This is a genomic window from Actinoplanes italicus (assembly GCF_003001815.1).
GTDB lineage: Bacteria > Actinomycetota > Actinomycetes > Mycobacteriales > Micromonosporaceae > Actinoplanes > Actinoplanes italicus.
Map to the genome: position 1 here is coordinate 112,430 of NZ_PVMZ01000015.1, position 18,214 is coordinate 130,643.

Genomic DNA, 18,214 nt, shown 5'->3' on the forward strand with positions numbered 1-18,214 from the left:
TCAGGAGGGCAGGGCGGGCCGCGCCGGGTCGGCGAGTCTCTGCGCGGCCGCGGCCTCCAGGGACCAGCCGGCGGCGTACGCCTCGCCGTAGCCCTCGTCGCCGAGCGCGGCCCGGGCCTGCGCCGCCACCGCGGCCACGTGCAGATCGGTGTGGTCGTGCGCCCCGCGCAGCCGGGCCGCCGCGCCGAGCAGGGCCGCCGCGTCCCGGGGCCGTCCGCGGTGGGCGGCCAGGCTGCCGGCGGTGACGGCGATCATCGCGATGATCGGCATGTCCCGGGTCTGTACCGCGGCCGGGTAGGCGCTCTGCAGCGCCTTCTCGGCCGCGTCCGCGTCGCCGCGGCGCAGCGCCAGCGCGGCCCGGATCGCGAAGACGATCGCGGACCCGTGGTCGCCGCCCATCAGCGGCAGCTGGTCGCTGTCCAGGCCGAGGCCGCCGGCGGCCCGTTCGATCAGCTCGGCGGCCCGGTCGAGCTCGTCGAACCACAGCAGCATCCCCGCCTCGAGGGCGTCGACCAGCAGGGCCATCTCCCGTGACCGGGAGCGGTCGGCGCGGGCCCGCGCGGAGGCCACCGCCGTGCGGGCCTCGTCCGGCTCGCCGAGCCGCATGTGCAGGTCGGCCCAGCGCAGGTCGATGAAGATCTCGTCGCCGATGTCGAGCGAGCCGAACTCGGCCGCGAACGCCCGCGCCGCGCGCAGATCGACGAGCGCACCGTCGAGGTCGCCGTCGTACTGGCGCAGCAGGGCCCGCAGTGGCAGCACGTTGGCCTGCCCCCAGCGGTCGCCGAGCGCCCGGAACCCGTCCAGCGCCGCCGTCACGTCCAGTGCCAGCTGCCGCAGATCGCCGTTGTTCTCGGCGATCTGGGCACGGAACATGTGGGCCAGCGCGGACAGCCAGCGGTCCGGCCCGGCGATCAGCTGCTCGACCCGGTGGGTGGCGGCGTCGCTCTCCCCGGCCATGTAGAGCGTGAACGCGGCGATCGCACCGGCCGGGCCGGGCAACAGCGGATGCGTGGTCAGCCGCTGGGCGAGGGACCGCAGGCGTGCGGTGCGCTGCTCGGTGGTCTCGGTCAGCAGTCCCGGTTCGTGGCCGGTGCGGTTGAGGACCAGGAACGCCTCGGCGCAGTCGGTCTCGACCGGGTCGGTGTCGCCGGGGACCGCGAGCACCACCCGCAGCCAGTACGCGGCGTCGTCGTGCCGCCCGAACATCTGCCAGTACCAGCACAGGTCCAGGGCGAGCGACATCGCGGCGCGGGCGTCGCCGCGGTCGCTGAGGTGACGCAGGGCGGCGAGCGCGTTGTCGTACTCGGCCCGTAGGTCGCGCAGTGCCGTGACCTGGCCGGAGGTGCGCAGCCGGGCGTCGGCGTCGGCGACGAGCGCGGCCAGGTGCCGGGCCGCGGCGTCGCGGACGTCGTCGAGGGCACCCTGCTCGGCGAGGCGTTCGATGCCGTACTCGCGCAGCGTCTCCAGCATCCGGTAGCGGCCGCCCGGCGCCAGCTGCAGCAGCGACCGGTCGACCAGGGCGGCCAGCAGGTCGGCGGTGGCCGGGCCGGTGCCGGCGATCGCCCCCGCGGACGCCGTGGTCACCCCGCCGGGCAGCACCGCGATCCGTTCGGCGAGCGCCCGTTCCTCGCCGGTGAGCAGATTCCAGCTCCAGGCGATCACCGCGCGCAGCGTGCGGTGCCGGGGCTGCGCGGTACGGCTGCCGGTGGTGAGCAGCCGGAACCGGTCGGAGAGGCCGTCCGCCAGCTCGGTCAGGCCGAGGGTCCGCAGCCGGGCCGCGGCGAGTTCGAGGGCCAGTGGCATCCCGTCCAGGGCGCGGACGATCCGGATCACGTCACCGGCTGTGGCGGCGTCCACGGCGAACCCGGGCCGGACCGCGGCGGCACGTTCGGCGAACAGGCGCACGGCCGGGGTGGCCGCCGCTTCCGGGCCGGTGGCGCCCGGTTCGGGCAGGCCGAGTGATCCGAGCGGCACGAGCGTCTCGCCGTCGACGGCCAGCGGCTCCCGGCTGGTGGCCAGCACGCGGAGCCGCGGGCAGCGTGCCAGCAGGGCGCTGACCAGGTACGCGATCGCGTCGATCAGGTGTTCACAGTTGTCGACGACGAGCAGGAGCTCGCGGCCGTACAGCCGGTCGGCGAGCAGGTCGACGTCGCTCAGCCCTTCCGGCCGGACCCGGTTGACCGTCTCGAACAGGGCCGATCCGCGCAGCCCGGCGGATGCCACGACCGCGGCGCCGACCTTCGCCGGCTCGGTCACCGACGCGAGGTCCACCAGCCAGACCCCGTCGCGGAACCCACCGGCACGCCGCCGCGCGGCCTCGGTCGCGAGCCGGGTCTTACCGGCCCCGCCAGGTCCGAGAACGGTCACCAGACGCCCGGCGGCGAGCAGCGCCTCGATCCTCGCGAGGTCGCCCTCACGGCCGACGAAGCTGGTCAACGGCTCCGGCAGGTTGGTCAGCGGCGGCGGGCCGCTCGCGGTCTGCGGTGGTCCGGCCTCGATCATCGGCGGCGGTACGTCCGGAGCACCGCGCAGCAGACGCAGGTGCCGGTCCCGCAGCGCCGCCCCGGGATCGGCCCCGAGCCGGTCGGCCAGGTCGGCGCGTACCCGCTCGTAGACGGCGAGCGCGTCGGCCTGCCGGCCCTGCCCGGCCAGCGAGTCGATGAGCAGCGCGGCGAGCCGTTCGCTGAGCGGGTGCTCGGCGACCAGACCCGTCAGCCGGACCGCGGCTCGTTCGGCGTGCCCGAGGGCCAGCTCGGCCTCGGCCAGGTCTGCGCCGGCCTCGACGATCGTCTGGTCGAGCCGGGTGGCGTAACCGGGGGCCGCACCCCGCAGTTCGGTCGCGATCGGCCCGCGGACCAGGACGGCCGCGTCGCCGAGCGTCCCGGCGGCGCCGGAGGGATCGCCGGCCCGCAGGTGGTCGCGGCCCTCGGCGGCGAGCCGCTCGAAGCGGAGGGCGTCGACGTCGTCCGGGGCGACGGCCAGCCGGTAGCCGCCCTCGGCCTGTGCGACGGTGTCACCTCCGCCGAGCAGCCGGCGCAGGCGGGAGATCAGGGACTGCAACGCGTTCGCCGGGTCGGCCGGCTGCTCCTCCGGCCAGAGCGCCTCGGTGAGCAGGCCGGGCGGCACCGGACGGCCGCCGGCGGCGGCCAGGCGGGCCAGCAGGCCGCGCAGGCGGGCGCCGGGAACGGTCAGGACGGCGTCGCCGCGGGTGACCCGCAACTCGCCGAGCACCCCGACCCGCAGCCGGTCCCCGTCCGCCCTCACGTGACGATCCTGCCGCGTGCTGTCCACCGTCCCCAAATCGGGCGCACGCCACGCCGGTCCCCCACCCCGGAACTCCGATCCCTTACGGTTGAATCATGGCAAATGTCCCATTGCATCGCAAAATTGCTGTCGCATCCGTAATCGCCGCCCTGCTCGGCCCGGCCAGCCCGGCCATGGCCGCGCCGGCGCCCGACCAGCTCCAGAAAGGTCTGCTCACCGTCGCCGAGGCGCCGCCCGGCTACACGGTGGCTCCCAAGCTCGCGACGAGCACCGACGTGCGCTACCCGGCGACCGGGACCATGTGCGCGAACAAGCCGAAGACGAACGACGTACGCCAGACCAAGGTGGCGATGCGCGGCTTCGTCGAGTCGGACGGCACGATCATCGTGACGATGATCGGGGCGCCCGGCGCGAAGTACGCCCAGGCCGCGGTCAAGGCGGCCGCGGACACCCCGGCCCGCTGCCCGAACCAGCAGCTCAAGGAAGACAAGGTGACCACCACCAAGCTGGTCCTGCCGAACCTCGGCAAACCCGCCGCCGGCGTGCGGCAGATCCTGACCCGCAAGGACGGCAAGCAGGAGCGCCTCCTGCAGGTCGGGGTGGCCGACGGAGACGTGTCGGCCACGTTCGTCCAGTCGCAGGGCACCGCCGCCGACGAGGCCGAGTTCCTCAGGTTCGTCGCCGCCGGCGTGAAGAAGCTCAGCCAGATCCCGCGCTGACGGATCGCCGTCCTGGTCGTCGCTCAGTTCTCGGCGGCGTACGCCTCCACCTTCTCGGTGTCACCGGCGACGATCAGGACGGCGCCCTCGGGAACCGTGGTCTCCGGCCGGGCGTACACGAAGTCCTCGCCCGGCCGTTTGGTGCCGACCACCGTGACGCCCCACTTGGTACGCAGACCGAGCTCGGCGAGGGTACGCCCGGCCGCGCCGCGGGGTGCCCGGACCTTGGCGATCGCGAAGCCGTCGTCGAACTCGATGTAGTCGAGCATCCGGCCGGTGATCAGGTGCGCGACCCGCTCGCCCATCTCCGACTCGGGGAAGACGACGTGATCGGCGCCGACCGAGGACAGGATCTTGCCGTGCTTGACGCTGGTGGCCTTGGCCCAGATCTCCGGCACGCCGATCTCGGTGAGCGTCAGCACGGTCAGGACGCTGGTCTCGAGGTTGGTGCCGATGCCGCAGACGACACGCTCGAACTCGTGCACCCCGAGCTGGCGCAGCGCCTCCTCGTCGGTGGAGTCGGCCTCGGCGACCTGGGTGAGGCGGTCCGACCAGTCCTGCACGATGCGTGGGTCGGAGTCGACGCCGAGCACCTCGTAGCCCATCTCCAGCAGGGACTCGGCGACGGCGCCGCCGAACCGGCCGAGGCCGATCACCGCGACGTGGCCGCCCTTGGGCAGTTTCTCGTCAGCCAACGAGGGGCCTCTCCTCCGGGTAGCGGTAGTGGCGGCGGCGGGTGTTCAGGGCGATCGCGGTGCCGACCGCGATCGTGCCGACCCGGCCGACGTACATCAGGATCACCAGGACCACCTGCGCGGACGGCGGCAGGCTCGGCGTGATGCCGGTGCTCAGGCCGACGGTCGCGAAGGCGGAGGTGACCTCGAACAGGGCCCGGTCGAACGGCACGTCCTCGGTCAGCGCGTCCAGTGCGACCGTACCGGTGGCGACCAGCGCGACGCCCATCAGGGCGACCGTGACGGCCTGCCGCTGGGAATCCTCGGCGATCCGGCGCTTGCGGATCACCACGTCCGGCTCGCCGCGGATCTCCGCCCAGATCACGAACCCGAGCAGCATGAACGTCGTGAGCTTGATGCCGCCCGCCGTGCTGGCGCTGCCGCCGCCGATGAACATCAGGCCGTTGGTGACCGCGATCGTCTCGCTGTTCATCTTGCCGAGGTCGATGCTGTTGAAGCCGCCGGACCGGGTCATCACGTCCTGGGTGAACGCGGCCAGGACCTTGCCCGGCGTGCTCAGCGGCCCCAGCGTCCCCGGATTGCGCCACTCGAAGACCAGGAAGACCAGGAATCCGACGCAGGAGAGCAGCAGCGTTCCGGCCACCGTCAGAAAGGTGTGGGTCGACCAGCATCCGGGCGTACGCCACTCGCGCGCGAGTTCGAACAGCACGGGGAAGCCGATCGCCCCGGCCATCACCCCCAGCCCCAGGGTGATGCAGATCCACGGATCCGTGACGAACCGCACCAGGCTGTCGGAGTAGAGGGCGAACCCGGCGTTGTTGAACGCCTGCACCGCGTGGAAGACCGCCTCCCACAGAGCCCGCCCGATCGGGTAGTCGTACGCCGACCAGAAGCGCACGGTGAGGACCGCGGTGATGATGCTCTCGGCGACGAGCATGACCAGAGCCACCCGGACCAGGAGCCCGACCATGTTGGCACCCGCCAGCCCTGCGCTCTCGGCCTGTGCCAGCAGCCGGCCACGCAGGCCGAGCCGCCGCGAGACGAGCAGGCTCAGCAGCGTGGCCAGGGTCATGATGCCGAAGCCGCCGATCTGGGTCAGAACGGTCAGCAGCACGTGCCCGAAGGTGGACCAGTAGGTCGGCGTGTCCACCACGGCGAGGCCGGTGACGCAGACCGCGGACGCGGCCGTGAACAGCGCGGTGACGAACGGGGCGTGGCCCGGCTCGGCACGGGCGGCCGGCAGCATCATCAGGCCGGTCCCGATGATGATCAGGGCCAGGAACGCGAACGGTACGACGCGTGCCGGGTGCCGCCAGGGTGATCGCACCGATGAGTCATATCACCCGATGTGGGCACCGTGCTCGACGAGGGCCCAGGCACCGGCCAGGAAGGCCCCCGTCGAGGTGACCGTCCGCACCGCGTTCCACCGCGTCCAGGGGGTGAAGAACGCGGCCCGCTGCCCGCCCGGATCGGCCAGCGCGGCGGGGTCGCCGAGCCGGTCCAACCGGTTGTTGAGCGGGATGTTCACGGCGAACGTGACGGCCAGCGTCGCGACGTACAGCAGCAGCGCGGCCAGCAGCGGCCCGGCCACCCGCGGGTGCTCGGAGTTCTGGAACAGGGCGACGGCGGTGAGCACCGGGGAACCCATGAAGAGCAGCAGGAACAGCGGATTCTGGATGGCCGTGTTGATCCGCTGCATGACGTCGACGGCGGACCGGTCCGCGGCCCGGCGCATACCGGGCATGACCGAGCCGGAGTACGCGTAGAACAGCCCGGCCATCAGCCCCAGCATGAGGACGGCGAGCAGAATGACGACGGTACGCATCCGGCACTCCCGAAGGTCGGCGATCGGCTCGGTTCACCTTCACGGGGCGGTTCGCCCTCGCGTCGCGACGGTACGATGTCGGGACAACTCCGCCAACCGGGCACGGATGTCCTGGTCGTGGGAGTGCGACGGTTGACACGTTGCGGTCGGTGACCGGTGTTCACAAAAGCCGGTTATCCTCCTCCGCCGGGGAGGACAACATGAAACTCGTACGGGGGATTCTTGCGGGCATTCTGGTCGCCGCCACGGCGACCGGTCTGATCGCGTGCGGCCCCATCGGCGTGCAGGACTCGCGCCTGGTGGAAGCCGGCGGCGCGAGTAAGTCCGCATTGGACGGACACGTCCGTTTCAGCGTGCCCGCCGGTGGCGGCACCGGGGACATCCGGGTCCGGTTCGTCCGCGGACCGCTTCCCGCCGACCGCCCGATCCCGGCCGGGATCGTCACCGTGGGTGACATGGTGAGTATGGAAGCGCATGGTGACGTCGAGCGCGGCCGGATCACCATCGACTACCACGAGCTCCCCGCCGGCGTGCTCCCCGAGATGCTCAACCTCTTCGGCTGGTCCGGTGATCTCGGCGGATGGGTCCCGTTGCCCGGCACCATCACCGACACGGTCGACCGGTCGATCTCCGGCGAGACCATCCTGTTCGACAGCTTCGTGATCGGGACCTGGCACGTCACCACCGACGCGGTCGGCGACTCGATCACCACCGGCACCGGCACGCTCGTCCCGGTGAAGACCGGCACCAACCGGGGCTTCTGGCCGTACGCACGGGCGGCCGCCGTCTCCTCCCTGGCGGACACCCTGGAGCACCTGACCGGGCCGCCGGAGGATCTGTCCTGCGAGCCGCGGGCCACCGGCACCACGGCCGCGGTCGCCTCCGTCCCGGGCGGGCGTTTCGACGCCTGCGTCCTGGCCGGCACCGGCTCCCGGCAGATCCGCGTGCGCAATCGTTTCCCGTTCCCGATGATCCTCCAGCTGCCGCCGGACGGCCGGGTCCGCCCGGTCGTGGACACCGAGGTCACCGCGTTCTCCCCGGACCTGCTGGACGGCGTCCGCGACACCGTGCTGACCTACCTGGCCGGCAGCGTCGCGGTCGGTGGCGGCCAGACCGTCACCCTGGAACTGCAGCCCGGCAAGCCCGGCCCGATCCGGCTCACCGGTCATCTCGACTGGTCGGTGATCGCCCTCGACGCCGGGCTCCGCCAGCTGGACCTGCTGCTGCCGGGCAGCCGGGCGCTGCGGCCCGACGCGGCCGAGGCGCTGCTGCAGGCCTACACCGAGCACGGCGCGGCCGCCCGTCCGGGACTCGCCGCCGGTGACCTGACCGATCCGGCGGTGCAGAGTCTGCTGAGCGCCGCCGGTCTCACCGGGTCCGGGCGGGCCGTCGCCGACGTCTTCGCGTTCGGCTCCTGCGTGCTCAAGCGCACCGACACGATCGCCGGGGCCGACCAGGACGTCCTGTCCTCCGCCCGCACCACGGGCCCGACCGTCGCCTCGTTCACCGCCGACTGCCTCAACACGATCTACGACAAGTACCTGCCGCCGGGCAGCCGGTCCGCCCAGTCGATCCTGGACACCCTCCGGGGAGCCACCGGGACGGTCCGGCAGGCCATCCCGAAGGCCGACCGCAAACGTGGATTCGGGCAGGTCACGGTGACCGTCACGGTCGCCTGAGAACAGCCGCTATCGGTACGCCCCGGCACCGATCCCCACTGTTGTTGCAAAAAACCTGCAAACGGATATCTCTTCACAACCACCGCAGGCTGTGTTTTTCTGGGGCTCAGGAGCGCTCCCCGATCCCCCCATAGGAATCCGTGATTCAAGGCGTGGACGATCCCCGACGTCCACCACACACGAACACGTCCTGGTCACGGATTCGCGCTACCTGAAAAGGAGCAAAAAATGCCTGGCCGAATTCATCGGCTCATGCAGGGCGCCGTTCCCCTCGCCCTCGTCGGAGCCGTCCTCGCCGTACCCTCGCCGGCCGCCGCCGCGCCCACCGATCTCGTCGGGTGGGCCACCGTGAACGGTGGCACCAGCGGCGGCGGCAGCGCCGCAACCACCACGGTGACCAGCGCGTCCGCGCTCACCACGGCGCTCGCCTCCACCTCGGCGGCGAACATCCGGGTGTCCGGCACGATCAACTGTTCCGGCATGCTTCGAGTGCGAAGCAACAAGACGATCATCGGGAACTCGGGCGCCGCGATCGTCGGCTGCGGATTGAACATCAACGGCGACCGCAACGTCATCATCCGCAATCTGTCCTTCCGGAACTGGAACGACGACGCCATCAACGTGCAGGAATCGGCGACCAACATCTGGATCGACCACAACAGTTTCAGTAACGGATACGACGGTGCCGTCGACATCAAACGCGGTTCCGATTACATCACCGTCTCGTGGAACCGGGTATTCAATCACGACAAGTCGATGCTGCTCGGGCACAGCGACAGCAACGCGAGTCAGGACGTCGGCCACCTGCGGGTCACGTACCACCACAACTGGTTCGACTCGTCGACGCAGCGGCACCCGCGGGTCCGGTTCGGCAACCCCGTGCACGTCTACAACAACTACTACAACAACAATTCCGGGTACGGCGTAGCCAGCACCGAGGGCGCCGGCGTCCTCGTCGAGGCGAACTCGTTCGAGAACGTCGACGACCCGTTCCACCTCGGTGAGGGCTCGTCCGACGCGGGCACCCTCGTGGCCCGCAACAACCTGCTCGTGAACTCGGGCAGCGGCCAGACCGGCGGCTCGGTCGCGTCGATCCCGTACTCCTACACGGCGGACGCTGCCGCCAGCGTGAAGTCGATCGTCACCGCGAACGCGGGTGCCGGCCGCATCAGCGTGTAGGAACCCGTCCCCACCGGCGCCCTCCCCCGCTCCTCGTCACTCGCGGGGGAGGGCGCCGCCACGAGTCAGCCGGGCGGCGGGTCGAAACGGGCACGGGCGGCGCGGATTCGGGCGGCGAGCTCGCGCTCGGTCTCCAGATGGCGCACCACGAAATCCTGCCGCAGGACGCGATCCACCTTCTCCAGGATCAACGCGACGCCTCGCGACGGTTCCGGCGGCATCGCCTCCAACAGCCGCAGACAGCTGTCGACCGACATGTCCTCGCCGTACAGGGCGAGGATCATGTCGATCCCCCGCCTCAGCTCGGGATCGACATGATCCTCCTTGACCGCCTTGTTCGCCTCGCCCACGGCCAGGCACTCCAGCAGCAGCGGCAGCAACTCGGGATGGCCCGAGACCTCGCCGAGCAGACTCCGCGCGAGCCCGAGAACCGACCCCGGCGGGAGGCGTTTCGCGTCGTCGAGCAGGGATCGCAGCAGGAACTCGAGCCAGCTGGCGTCGAGCGGCAGCGCTTCCCGATCCCCCTCCCGCCGCCGCATCGCCCGAACCGCCCGGTCGTAGACGTCGTCGAGCTCCTGACCGGAACAGCCGAGACGGGACGCCAGCGCCAGCTGAACCAGGCTGTGCGCCACCGACTCGACATCCCCCGGCTCATGCTCGACGAAGGTCAGCAACGCCGATGTCGACAGCAGCCTGGCCGCCGGCTCGGCCGCGTGCCGGATCACGTCGTCACTGAACGCGCCGGTCAGGTCCATCGAGGCGAACGCCTCGCCGACCGGGAAGTCGACGAAACTCCAGTACTTGCGACGGGAGGACTCGGCGTGGGCCCGCGGGAACGCCTCCATCGACCACAGAGGATCAAGATTGACGATCGCGGTACGTACGCCGCCCGTCAGGATGAGGTCGCGGCGGCCGTCCTCGGCCCAGGCCCGCTCGATCAGCACCGATCCGAGAAACTCCAGGTACAAGCCGCTCGGCAGGGCGGCCCGCCACTGCAGGGCGGTCGACCGCAGCCAGTGGGCCGGGTCTTCGGCGTACCGGAAGAGTTCCGAGGCACGGACCGGCACGTCACAGGCCAGCGCGATCAGCAGCAGGTTGAACGAGTAGGTGGCCATCCAGTGATCGACCCGCTTGTCGATCGGCTGGTACCGCCGCGAGGTCCACGCCGGCCGGGTCACCGCCGTCCGCAGCCGGTCGATCGCCCAGTCCCCCAGTTCTCCGCGATCCGGGGCGGCCAGCAGCTCGGCGACGAACGGCATGACGGTGTTGCGGGTGCACAGCGGTGTGTACCCGAGCAGTGACTGGAGCAGGTCGTCCTCGTCGCGGCGGCCCATCCGCACCGACCGGGCCCGCGACACGGCGGCCGCCTCCCGGACCGCCCGCACGACCAGTCGGGCCACCAGATACTCGCCGAAGGTGGCATGCAGGAACTCGTACGTCTGCAAGGTCTGATCGTCCTGGAGGGCCTGCGCGCGCTGGATGAAGAAGAACCGGCCGACCGTCTCCTGGCCCGCGGACAGCGCACCGCGGAACCCGTCGGCCGGCCGCGGTCGACCCGCCGCCAGATCCAGTCCGGCCAGGTCGGCATCGAGTTCGGCGGTGGTCACCCAGAGCCGCAGCCGGTGGAACATAGCGAACGCGACCACCGACAGCCGCAGCAGCTCCTCCTCGACCAGTTCGGGCAGATCCTCCTCCGGGCCGCCGTCGTGGAGCCGCCGGACCTCCCGCTCGGCGAAATCGGTCAGCAGCCGCTCGTAGAGCTGCCCGGCGCCGATCTCGTCGGCGTCCTGCAGAGCGTTCGCGGTCGCGTCGTGCAGGGCCAGCATCAGCAGCAGCAACGGCTGGCCGGCCAGCTCCGGGAAGCGCAGGACCACGTCACGCTGCAGCGGCCGGCGCCCCGTCGACGCCCAGAACCCGGAATTCGCGGCGTTCCAGGTCGCCAGCCACCGCCCGACCTGTGGCTCGTCGAACGCGTCCAGCCGCACCGCGAGGCTGCCGACGGGCAGCCGGGCCCGGTCCGCGACCGCCACCCGGCTGGTCACCACCACCGCCGCCGGACGGCCGAGCAGCGCCTCACGCTGCTGGAACGCCGCCACCCTCTGCAGATAGTCGGACTGGTGCACACCGGTCGCCTGCAGCAACTCGTCGAAACCGTCCAGCAGCACGACCGGCATCGCCGCACCGGCGTCACGGGCCAGATCGGCCCAGGCCACCGTCTCGCCGAGCGCGTCCCGCAGCGCCTGCTCGATCTGGTCCAGGATCTCCGCCTCGGCCCGGACCTCCCGCAGCACCACCCGCACCACCAGGTAGTCGGCGGGCGGCAGGCGGGCGGCGAGCACCCTGGTCAGCGACGACTTGCCGGCGCCCGGCTGCCCGAGCAGCAGCATCGGCGCCCACGCCGACTGCGGGGTCGTCAGGTAGGTGGCCAGGAACCGGTCGAAGTCGTCACGGACGTCGCACCCGCGCCACCAGTCCTCGTCCGCGGGCCGGGCGCCCCGGTTCGCGGCCCGCACCCGGAACCGCGGATCCAGGTAGGCCGTCCCCAGGCTGGGCATCGTCAGCCCACCGAACCCGTCCGCGCCGCTGTCGCCACCGCCGGCCCGGAGGCTGTCGCCGCCGAGGACCGGCTCGTCGAGCGCGGCACGGTAGACGGCGGCCAGACCGGCGCGGCGCCGGGCCGGCACGTCGTCGGAGGTGATCCGGGCCAGGGCGGCCTCCAGCGCCTCGAGGCCCCGCGACACCGCCCGGGACTCCAGCTCGGACAGCCAGATCGCGAACTCGGGCACCTCGGCCGACAACGTACGGGCGGTCTCCTCGTAGCGGGCCACGGCCAGATCGGGCAGCGCCTCCTCCAGGAGACGGTCGACCGCTTCACGGGTGCCCGGACCGGACGTCTCCCAGACCGCGAGACCGCGCAGGTGGCGGCTGAGGTGGCGGGCCAGCGTCCGGCACCAGCCGTCGACCGCGGTCAGCAGCCGGTCCCGGCCCAGGTCCGGGTCCGGCGCCGGGATCTCCGCGTTCAGCAGGCGGGCCTGCCAGGAACCCTCGGTCCGGGCCGCCGCCACGAGCAGCAGCTGGTCGTCGCGGGAGAAACCGGGGGACGCCAGACCGGCGTTCTGCAGGCAGTCGTCCAGCGCGGCGAAGAACGACGAGACGACCAGGACACCATGCGCGGCCTGCAGGCGCTCGCTGCGGTTGAAGCGCGCCTGTCCGCGTACGACATCGGTGATCTTCTCAGCGACCACGTGCCCGAGCCGGATCGCCTCGGTCTTGGCGTCGAAGAGGCTGATGGCGGCCTCGCTGCCACCGGCCGTGGCGATGGAGAGTGCGCCACCCAGCAGGTTGTCGGCGGCCTTCATCAGCGGCCCGGAGCCGCCGAGAAGCTTGACGGCATCGAGATAGGTCAGACCGTGGGACACGGTCCCCACTATATGGACGGACGCCCCACCCGCGGCCCCGGCTAAGGCTCGGGTGTGCCGTTCTCCCAGACACACGGCGAACTGCCGCTGAGGGTGAAGTCGTAGTGGTCGCCGCGGTCGTAGCCGTGGACGATCACGGCGTAGCCGTCCGGAGTGTCGACGACGAACTTCGGGTCGCGCCGGTCACGGCCGTCGTCGTAGACGCGATAACCCTGCTTCTCCCAGAAAGCGACCAGCGCCGGAATAGCCTGCTCCTCGGGCCACCCGCCGCCGGCGCGGGGCACCACGTTGTACCGCTTCTCGACGAAGACGCGCCCCCGGGGAAGACCGCTCTCGGCGTCGTCGCACGAACCGTGGTCGCTGCCGTCGCTGAACTTCAGCGTCGCTCCGGCAGGCAGTTGCGCGAAGGCCTCCTGCACGAGCGCCTCGACACGCTTCACGGCCTCCGCCGACGTTTCGGTGGGCTGCATGGCCTCGTTCCCTCCTGTGCAGGCAGCGACCATCATCAGGGCGGCCACGAGTCCTAGAACGCTCTTCGACTTTCTCGGTCCCACGTCGTATTCCTCGCTACAGTCGTCCGGTAATGATCTTGGCGAAGTTGTCACGAGCGATGTTGCGCTCGTTCCAGTAGGCGGAATGGGTGTGGTCCTGGCGAACAGGGTCGCCGGGATCGCTGGGGAAGACCCACGCGCCGAAGTCGGATCGGACCGGATCGTTGCCGTGTGCGACGTCCAGGTCCGGAATCCACTTGATCGCGTCGTTCTCGGCCCTGGTCGCGTAGATCCCGTCACGCGGCAGGCCGGGTAGTTGGGAAACGTGATTGACGTCCACGCCGGGTGAACCGACGAAGATAGCCGCGTCGGCCTGGAATCCCGGCTGCATCGCGGAATGCCCCATGACCGTGCTGCCGTAACTGTGCCCGAGCACGGTGTTACGCGACGGTACGTCACCCTCGTGGGTCGCGCGGAGCCCACTTTGGAAGTCCGTGAGGTCGACAGCGCCCTTCTCGGCGTATTCGCTGGACGCGGCGTTCGGAATCAGGTCCGGAGCGTCGTATCCGAGCCAGTAGATCGACGCGGTCGCGGCATCCGGGTCAGCCTGGCGCGCGTCGCCCTCCATCTTGTCGGCGCGGTCGATGTCGCCGCGGGCGCCGGCGAGGTCGGCGGTGGTGCCGGGGACGTATGTGAGGACGTTGTTCGCGGTGTCCGGGTTGTTGACCGAGACGATGGCGCGGCCGTCGTCGGCCGTGGAGAGGCCGAGCAGGAACGCCGGCGGCTGCGAGACCGCGAGCCGGTCACTGATCGCGCCGAGGCCCTCGATCTTGCCGGCCAGCGGTCCGCGTTCGGCGCCGAGGTTCAGCATCTCGCGGTCCATGGCGCTGCGGGGGTCGATCTCGGTCGGGTAGACCTCGTAGATGCGGCCCTGGTCGAACATGCTCTGCAGGTAGGCCAGGCGGCTGTCGATCTCACCGAGCCGTCCGGTCAGCGCCGCCGTCTCGCGGTCGAGGATCGCGCGGTTGGCCAGGTCGCGGTCGGTGGCGGGGACGCCGTCGAGCCAGCCGACCAGGTCCGGGAAGTCGCGGATGGCCTGTTCCTGCTGCTCGGGGGTGAGCACCGACCACCAGGCGTTGACCTCGGCGGGTGTACGGCCGGCCTGCTCCCGCAGGTCGTCAGCGGTCACCGGCTGCAGGCGGTTGGTGCCGAACGCGGTTCCGGTGGTGGGCACGTTGACGTTGATCGCGTTGGCGGTGGAGTCGTCGAGGGCGCGGGCCTGTTCCAGCACGGAGCGCAGGTCCCCGCCGAGCATGCCGATCGCCCGGCCGGTGCGGTCCAGGTTGCCGCCCTGGTAGTACGACGCGGGCGCGGTGATGTCGAGGGTCGCGGTGTCGACGGTGTAGCCGGCCTGCCGGGCCGCGGCCAGGATCTCCTCGGCCTGGCGGCGGAGCGCGTCCATGCCGTACGCGTGCCGGTCCATCGCGTCGAAGACGCGCCTCGCCGGGTTGTAGCTGTTGCTGACCTCGGACCGCAGGCGGTCGGCCCGGCCGTGGGCCGCGGTGGCGCCGGCACCCGACGACCACACGTGGGCCAGGTCGCGGGTGCCGCGGATGAGGCGCTCGGCGGCGTCGTCGATGCGCTGCGAGAGTTGCTGCCAGGTGTCGGCCGCGGTGTGCCAGGAGCTGACGTCGGTGGCGAGCAGCAGCGGCAGGGTCAGTTCGCTCATCGGGGCACCTGCCGCAGGTCGTCGGCGCCGGCCCGGTCGGTGACCGTGATCTGCCGCGCCGCGGCGGTCAGGGTGGCGCCGAAGTCGTTGAGGTCGGTGGTGAGGCGGCGCAGTTCGCTCATCCAGCCGGTGGCCGCGGCGCGGGCGGCCGTGGCGGCGGCCGAACCGGAGTGACCTGCGGGTGCCAGGCGGCCGTCGGCCGCGGCGGTGGCGGCACCCAGGTCCGCGCCGGCCGCGCGGACCTCGGCACCGGCCGCGTTCAGGCCGGCGACATCGACGTCGAGCAACGGTTCCACTGGAGACCCCCTTCCTCACAGGGGTCTACGCCGATGGTCTTGACCTGGTTCAGGCTCTGCCGGGCAGAAGACGGTGAAGTTCGGCGATGTCTTTGACGCGTTCGGCGCGGGTGGTGGCGAGCGGGGAAGCCAGCAGGGTGGTGACGCCGGCGGCGGCCAGGGCGTCGAGGCCGCGGCGCACGTCGTCGGGGCGGCCCACGAGCGAGGTCGCGGTGACCAGGTCGTCGGGGACCGCGGCGACGGCCTCGGCGCGGCGGCCGGACAGGTAGAGGTCCTGGACGCGTTTCGCCTCGTCGGCGTATCCGTAACGGCGGACCAGGTCGTTGGAGAAGTTGCGGCCGCGGGCGCCCATGCCGCCGAGGTAGAGCGCGAGCTGGGCGCGGTGGCGGATGAGCAGGGCGGGGTCCGGATCGCCGAGGGCGAAGGGTACGGGCACGCTGATGTCCAGTGGGCCCAGGGCGGGGTCGCGCCGTGACCTGCCGTCGGCGAGCGCGTCGCCGAAGACCCGCTCGGCGGAACGCGGGTCGAGCCATAGCGCCTGCCAGCCCTCGGCGATCTCGGCGGCCAGGGCCACGTTGCGCGGGCCCATGGCGGCGAGCAGGATCGGCACGCGTGGCCGTACCGGATGATTGATGATCTTCAAAGGTTTGGCGTAGTCGCCGGGCAGCGGGATGCGGTAGTGGGCACCCTCGAAGGTGAGGGTCTCGCGGCGCCAGACGCGGCGGCAGATCTCGACGATCTCGCGGGTGCGTGCGACCGGGGCGTCGTAACGGACGCCGTGGAAGCCTTCGATGACCTGCGGGCCGGACGCGCCGAGGCCCAGGTTGAACCGGCCGCCGGACACGTGGTCGAGTCCGGCGGCGGTCATCGCGGTCAGCGTTGGAGTGCGAGTGTAGAGCTGCATCACACCCGACGCCAGATCCATCGTCCGCGTACGGGCGGCGAGGTAACCCAGACGGCTGACGGCGTCGAAGCTGTACGCCTCCGGCACCACCACGAGGTCCGCGCCGGCCTCCTCGAACTCGACGGCCTCGTCGGCCTCGGAGGCGAAGTCGTCGCCGCTGTAACCCAGCTGGATCCCGAGTCGCATGATCAGTCGTGGACGATGACTTGGCGGATGACGTCACCGCTGCCGAGCGCGGCCAGCGCGTCGCCGGCCTGGTCGAGCCGCAGGCGCCGGCTGATCATGCCCTCGATGTCGAGTCGCCCGGCCCGCCACAGCGCGAGCAGGCGGGGGAAGTCGCGGTGCGGGTCGGCCGAGCCGTAGAGCGACGGGATGATCCGTTTGCCCTCGAAGAGCAGCTCGAACGGGCTGAACTCGACCTGGTCCTCGGCGCGGCCGGCGCCGACCACGACGACGGTGCCGCCGCGACGGCAGGCCGCCCAGGCGGTCCGGAGCGTCTGGGGTACGGCCACGACGTCGAAAGCATGATCGAAGCCCTCCGGCACGACCTCCATCTGCAGGTCGCTCAGGTCGTCCGGGCCGGCCGTGTGGGTGGCGCCGAACCGCCGGGCCGCCTCGTGCCGCGCGGGCACCGTGTCGACCGCCATGATCACGGCGGCACCGGCCAGCCGGGCGCCCTGGATGGCGGCGATCCCGACCCCGCCGCAGCCGATCACGACGACGGTGTCGCCGGGCCGCACCTGAGCCGTGTTGATCACCGCGCCGACGCCGGTGGTGACGCCACAGCCGACCAGCGCGGCCACCTCGTACGGCACGTCGTCGTCGATCTTCACGGCGCCGGCCCGGGGCACCACCATCTCCTCGGCGAACGAGCCGCACCCGGCCATCCCGAAGATCTGCAGGTCACCGGAGGCGAACCGGGGGATCACATAGCCGGCCATCACGTGTGTCATGCACAGGTGCTGCTCGCCGCGCCGGCAGTGGGTGCAGACGCCGCAGGCGGGCAGCCAGTTGATCGCGACCCGGTCGCCGGGCAGCAGGTCCTCGACGCCGTCGCCGACCTCGATCACGTCACCGGCCGCCTCGTGGCCGAGGACCGCGGGCAGCGGCTGCGGCAGGCCCCCGTGGAGGGCGGACAGGTCGGAGTGGCAGACACCGGCGGCGCGGACCCGCAGGCGCACCTCCCCCGGCCCGGGGCCGAGGACCGTCACGTCGTCACGCAGGTCGAGTTTCTCGTCCCCGATCGTGTGCAGCACCGCCGCGCGCATCCCGGTACCCCCTCGAAATTAGAACGCGTTCTACGCTATCGACGAGCCTGATACCAAGCAAGCGTTCGGTCAAGGGCGATAATCGGCCGGTGACGCAATCCAAGAGCCCGTCCGAGCGGCGCGCCCATCTCGTCCAGCTGGCCGGGGACCTCTTCGCCGAGAAGGGGTTCCGGGCGACGACGGTCCGCGAGATCGCCGACGCGGCCGGCATCCTCTCCGGCAGCCTGTACCACCACTTCGACTCCAAGGAGTCGATCGGCGACGAGATCCTCAGCGCCTTTCTGGAGGACGTGCTGGCCGGATACCGGGAGGCGGTCCGCGACACGGCCGATCCGCGGACGGCGATCGAGCAGATCGTACGGTCGAGCACCGCCAACCTGAGCCGCCACCGTGCCGCGCTGACGATGCTGCAGAACGACTGGAACTACTTCAGCGGGCAACCGCGGTTCGCGTACCTGCGTACCGCCATGAAGGAGATCGAGCAGACCTGGATCGAGCAGCTGGAGCGCGGGAAGCAGACCGGGCAGTTCCGGGCCGACCTGGACACCCGGCTCACCTACCGGCTGCTGCGCGACATCCTCTGGCTGCCGACGTCGTGGCGCTCGTCGGCGACGTGGAGCACCGAGCAGATCATCGACGGACTTCTCCGCCTTCTGTTCGACGGCATCCGGGCGTAGCCTCCCAAGCAAGCGCTTGGTTAGCGCCCGGCTGTGCCTCACCGCCGTCTCGGCGCGCTGAGGCAGCGG

General features: G+C 71.5%; 14 protein-coding genes. 4 read left to right on the top strand and 10 right to left on the bottom strand.

The window, feature by feature from the left end; translation table 11 throughout:
- Positions 1–3,264: an AfsR/SARP family transcriptional regulator gene (locus CLV67_RS31650; protein WP_106324950.1), complete on the bottom strand. Its 3,264-nt coding sequence runs from the start codon at positions 3,262–3,264 to the stop codon at positions 1–3.
- A gap of 95 nt (positions 3,265–3,359) precedes the next feature.
- Between CLV67_RS31650 and CLV67_RS31655 the strand changes: the two genes are divergently transcribed.
- Positions 3,360–3,983 carry a hypothetical protein gene (locus CLV67_RS31655; RefSeq protein WP_146169361.1) on the top strand — a complete coding sequence of 208 codons (624 nt, stop codon included), beginning with the start codon at positions 3,360–3,362 and terminating at the stop codon, positions 3,981–3,983.
- 23 nt (positions 3,984–4,006) lie between these two features.
- Here the strand turns inward: CLV67_RS31655 and CLV67_RS31660 are convergent, their stop codons facing one another.
- Genes CLV67_RS31660 through CLV67_RS31670 form a run of 3 tightly spaced genes read right to left on the bottom strand, consistent with a single transcriptional unit; the run spans position 4,007 to position 6,503 of the window.
- Positions 4,007–4,678 carry a potassium channel family protein gene (locus CLV67_RS31660; protein ID WP_106324955.1) on the bottom strand — a complete coding sequence of 224 codons (672 nt, stop codon included), beginning with the start codon at positions 4,676–4,678 and terminating at the stop codon, positions 4,007–4,009.
- On the bottom strand, positions 4,671–6,005 hold the full coding sequence (locus tag CLV67_RS31665) for a TrkH family potassium uptake protein (protein ID WP_106324957.1): 1,335 nt from the start codon (positions 6,003–6,005) through the stop codon (positions 4,671–4,673). Before CLV67_RS31665 ends, CLV67_RS31660 begins: the two co-directional genes overlap by 8 nt.
- A gap of 12 nt (positions 6,006–6,017) precedes the next feature.
- Positions 6,018–6,503: an anthrone oxygenase family protein gene (locus CLV67_RS31670; protein ID WP_106324959.1), complete on the bottom strand. Its 486-nt coding sequence runs from the start codon at positions 6,501–6,503 to the stop codon at positions 6,018–6,020.
- A 200-nt stretch (positions 6,504–6,703) separates the two neighbouring features.
- Between CLV67_RS31670 and CLV67_RS31675 the strand changes: the two genes are divergently transcribed.
- Both CLV67_RS31675 and CLV67_RS31680 read left to right on the top strand, forming a co-directional pair.
- On the top strand, positions 6,704–8,182 hold the full coding sequence (locus CLV67_RS31675) for a hypothetical protein (RefSeq protein ID WP_106324961.1): 1,479 nt from the start codon (positions 6,704–6,706) through the stop codon (positions 8,180–8,182).
- Between the two features lie 228 nt (positions 8,183–8,410).
- Positions 8,411–9,361: a pectate lyase family protein gene (locus CLV67_RS31680; protein ID WP_106324963.1), complete on the top strand. Its 951-nt coding sequence runs from the start codon at positions 8,411–8,413 to the stop codon at positions 9,359–9,361.
- 65 nt (positions 9,362–9,426) lie between these two features.
- On the opposite strand, the gene CLV67_RS31685 is transcribed toward CLV67_RS31680, so the two are convergent.
- The 6 genes from CLV67_RS31685 to CLV67_RS31710 form a co-directional block, all read right to left on the bottom strand.
- Entirely contained in the window at positions 9,427–12,780 is a 3,354-nt protein-coding gene (locus CLV67_RS31685) for an NACHT domain-containing protein (protein WP_146169362.1), read from the bottom strand.
- Positions 12,781–12,821: 41 nt separating this feature from the next.
- Positions 12,822–13,250 (bottom strand): hypothetical protein, encoded by a 429-nt coding sequence (locus CLV67_RS31690; RefSeq protein WP_106324967.1) that lies wholly within the window; start codon positions 13,248–13,250, stop codon positions 12,822–12,824.
- A gap of 97 nt (positions 13,251–13,347) precedes the next feature.
- Positions 13,348–15,000, bottom strand: a complete 1,653-nt coding sequence (locus CLV67_RS31695) for an alpha/beta hydrolase (RefSeq protein WP_106324969.1) — start codon at positions 14,998–15,000, stop codon at positions 13,348–13,350.
- Positions 14,997–15,287, bottom strand: a complete 291-nt coding sequence (locus CLV67_RS31700; RefSeq protein ID WP_170154072.1) for a hypothetical protein — start codon at positions 15,285–15,287, stop codon at positions 14,997–14,999. The genes CLV67_RS31695 and CLV67_RS31700 overlap by 4 nt, the downstream gene beginning before the upstream one ends.
- Positions 15,288–15,345: 58 nt before the next feature.
- Complete coding sequence (locus tag CLV67_RS31705) at positions 15,346–16,386, bottom strand: LLM class F420-dependent oxidoreductase (RefSeq protein ID WP_106324973.1); 1,041 nt, start codon at positions 16,384–16,386, stop codon at positions 15,346–15,348.
- A gap of 2 nt (positions 16,387–16,388) precedes the next feature.
- Positions 16,389–17,468: an alcohol dehydrogenase catalytic domain-containing protein gene (locus CLV67_RS31710; RefSeq protein WP_106324975.1), complete on the bottom strand. Its 1,080-nt coding sequence runs from the start codon at positions 17,466–17,468 to the stop codon at positions 16,389–16,391.
- Positions 17,469–17,557: 89 nt separating this feature from the next.
- Between CLV67_RS31710 and CLV67_RS31715 the strand changes: the two genes are divergently transcribed.
- Complete coding sequence (locus CLV67_RS31715) at positions 17,558–18,145, top strand: TetR/AcrR family transcriptional regulator (protein WP_106324977.1); 588 nt, start codon at positions 17,558–17,560, stop codon at positions 18,143–18,145.
- Positions 18,146–18,214: the final 69 nt, after the last annotated feature.

Excerpts from the sequence above, each read along its gene's own strand:
- CLV67_RS31680 (WP_106324963.1), top strand. The coding sequence starts at position 8,411 with ATGCCTGGCCGAATTCATCGGCTCATGCAGGGCGCCGTTCCCCTCGCC.
- CLV67_RS31695 (WP_106324969.1), bottom strand. The coding sequence starts at position 15,000 with ATGAGCGAACTGACCCTGCCGCTGCTGCTCGCCACCGACGTCAGCTCC.
- CLV67_RS31710 (WP_106324975.1), bottom strand. The coding sequence starts at position 17,468 with ATGCGCGCGGCGGTGCTGCACACGATCGGGGACGAGAAACTCGACCTG.
- CLV67_RS31655 (WP_146169361.1), top strand. The coding sequence starts at position 3,360 with ATGGCAAATGTCCCATTGCATCGCAAAATTGCTGTCGCATCCGTAATC.
- CLV67_RS31670 (WP_106324959.1), bottom strand. The coding sequence starts at position 6,503 with ATGCGTACCGTCGTCATTCTGCTCGCCGTCCTCATGCTGGGGCTGATG.
- CLV67_RS31675 (WP_106324961.1), top strand. The coding sequence starts at position 6,704 with ATGAAACTCGTACGGGGGATTCTTGCGGGCATTCTGGTCGCCGCCACG.
- CLV67_RS31705 (WP_106324973.1), bottom strand. The coding sequence starts at position 16,386 with ATGCGACTCGGGATCCAGCTGGGTTACAGCGGCGACGACTTCGCCTCC.
- CLV67_RS31690 (WP_106324967.1), bottom strand. The coding sequence starts at position 13,250 with ATGCAGCCCACCGAAACGTCGGCGGAGGCCGTGAAGCGTGTCGAGGCG.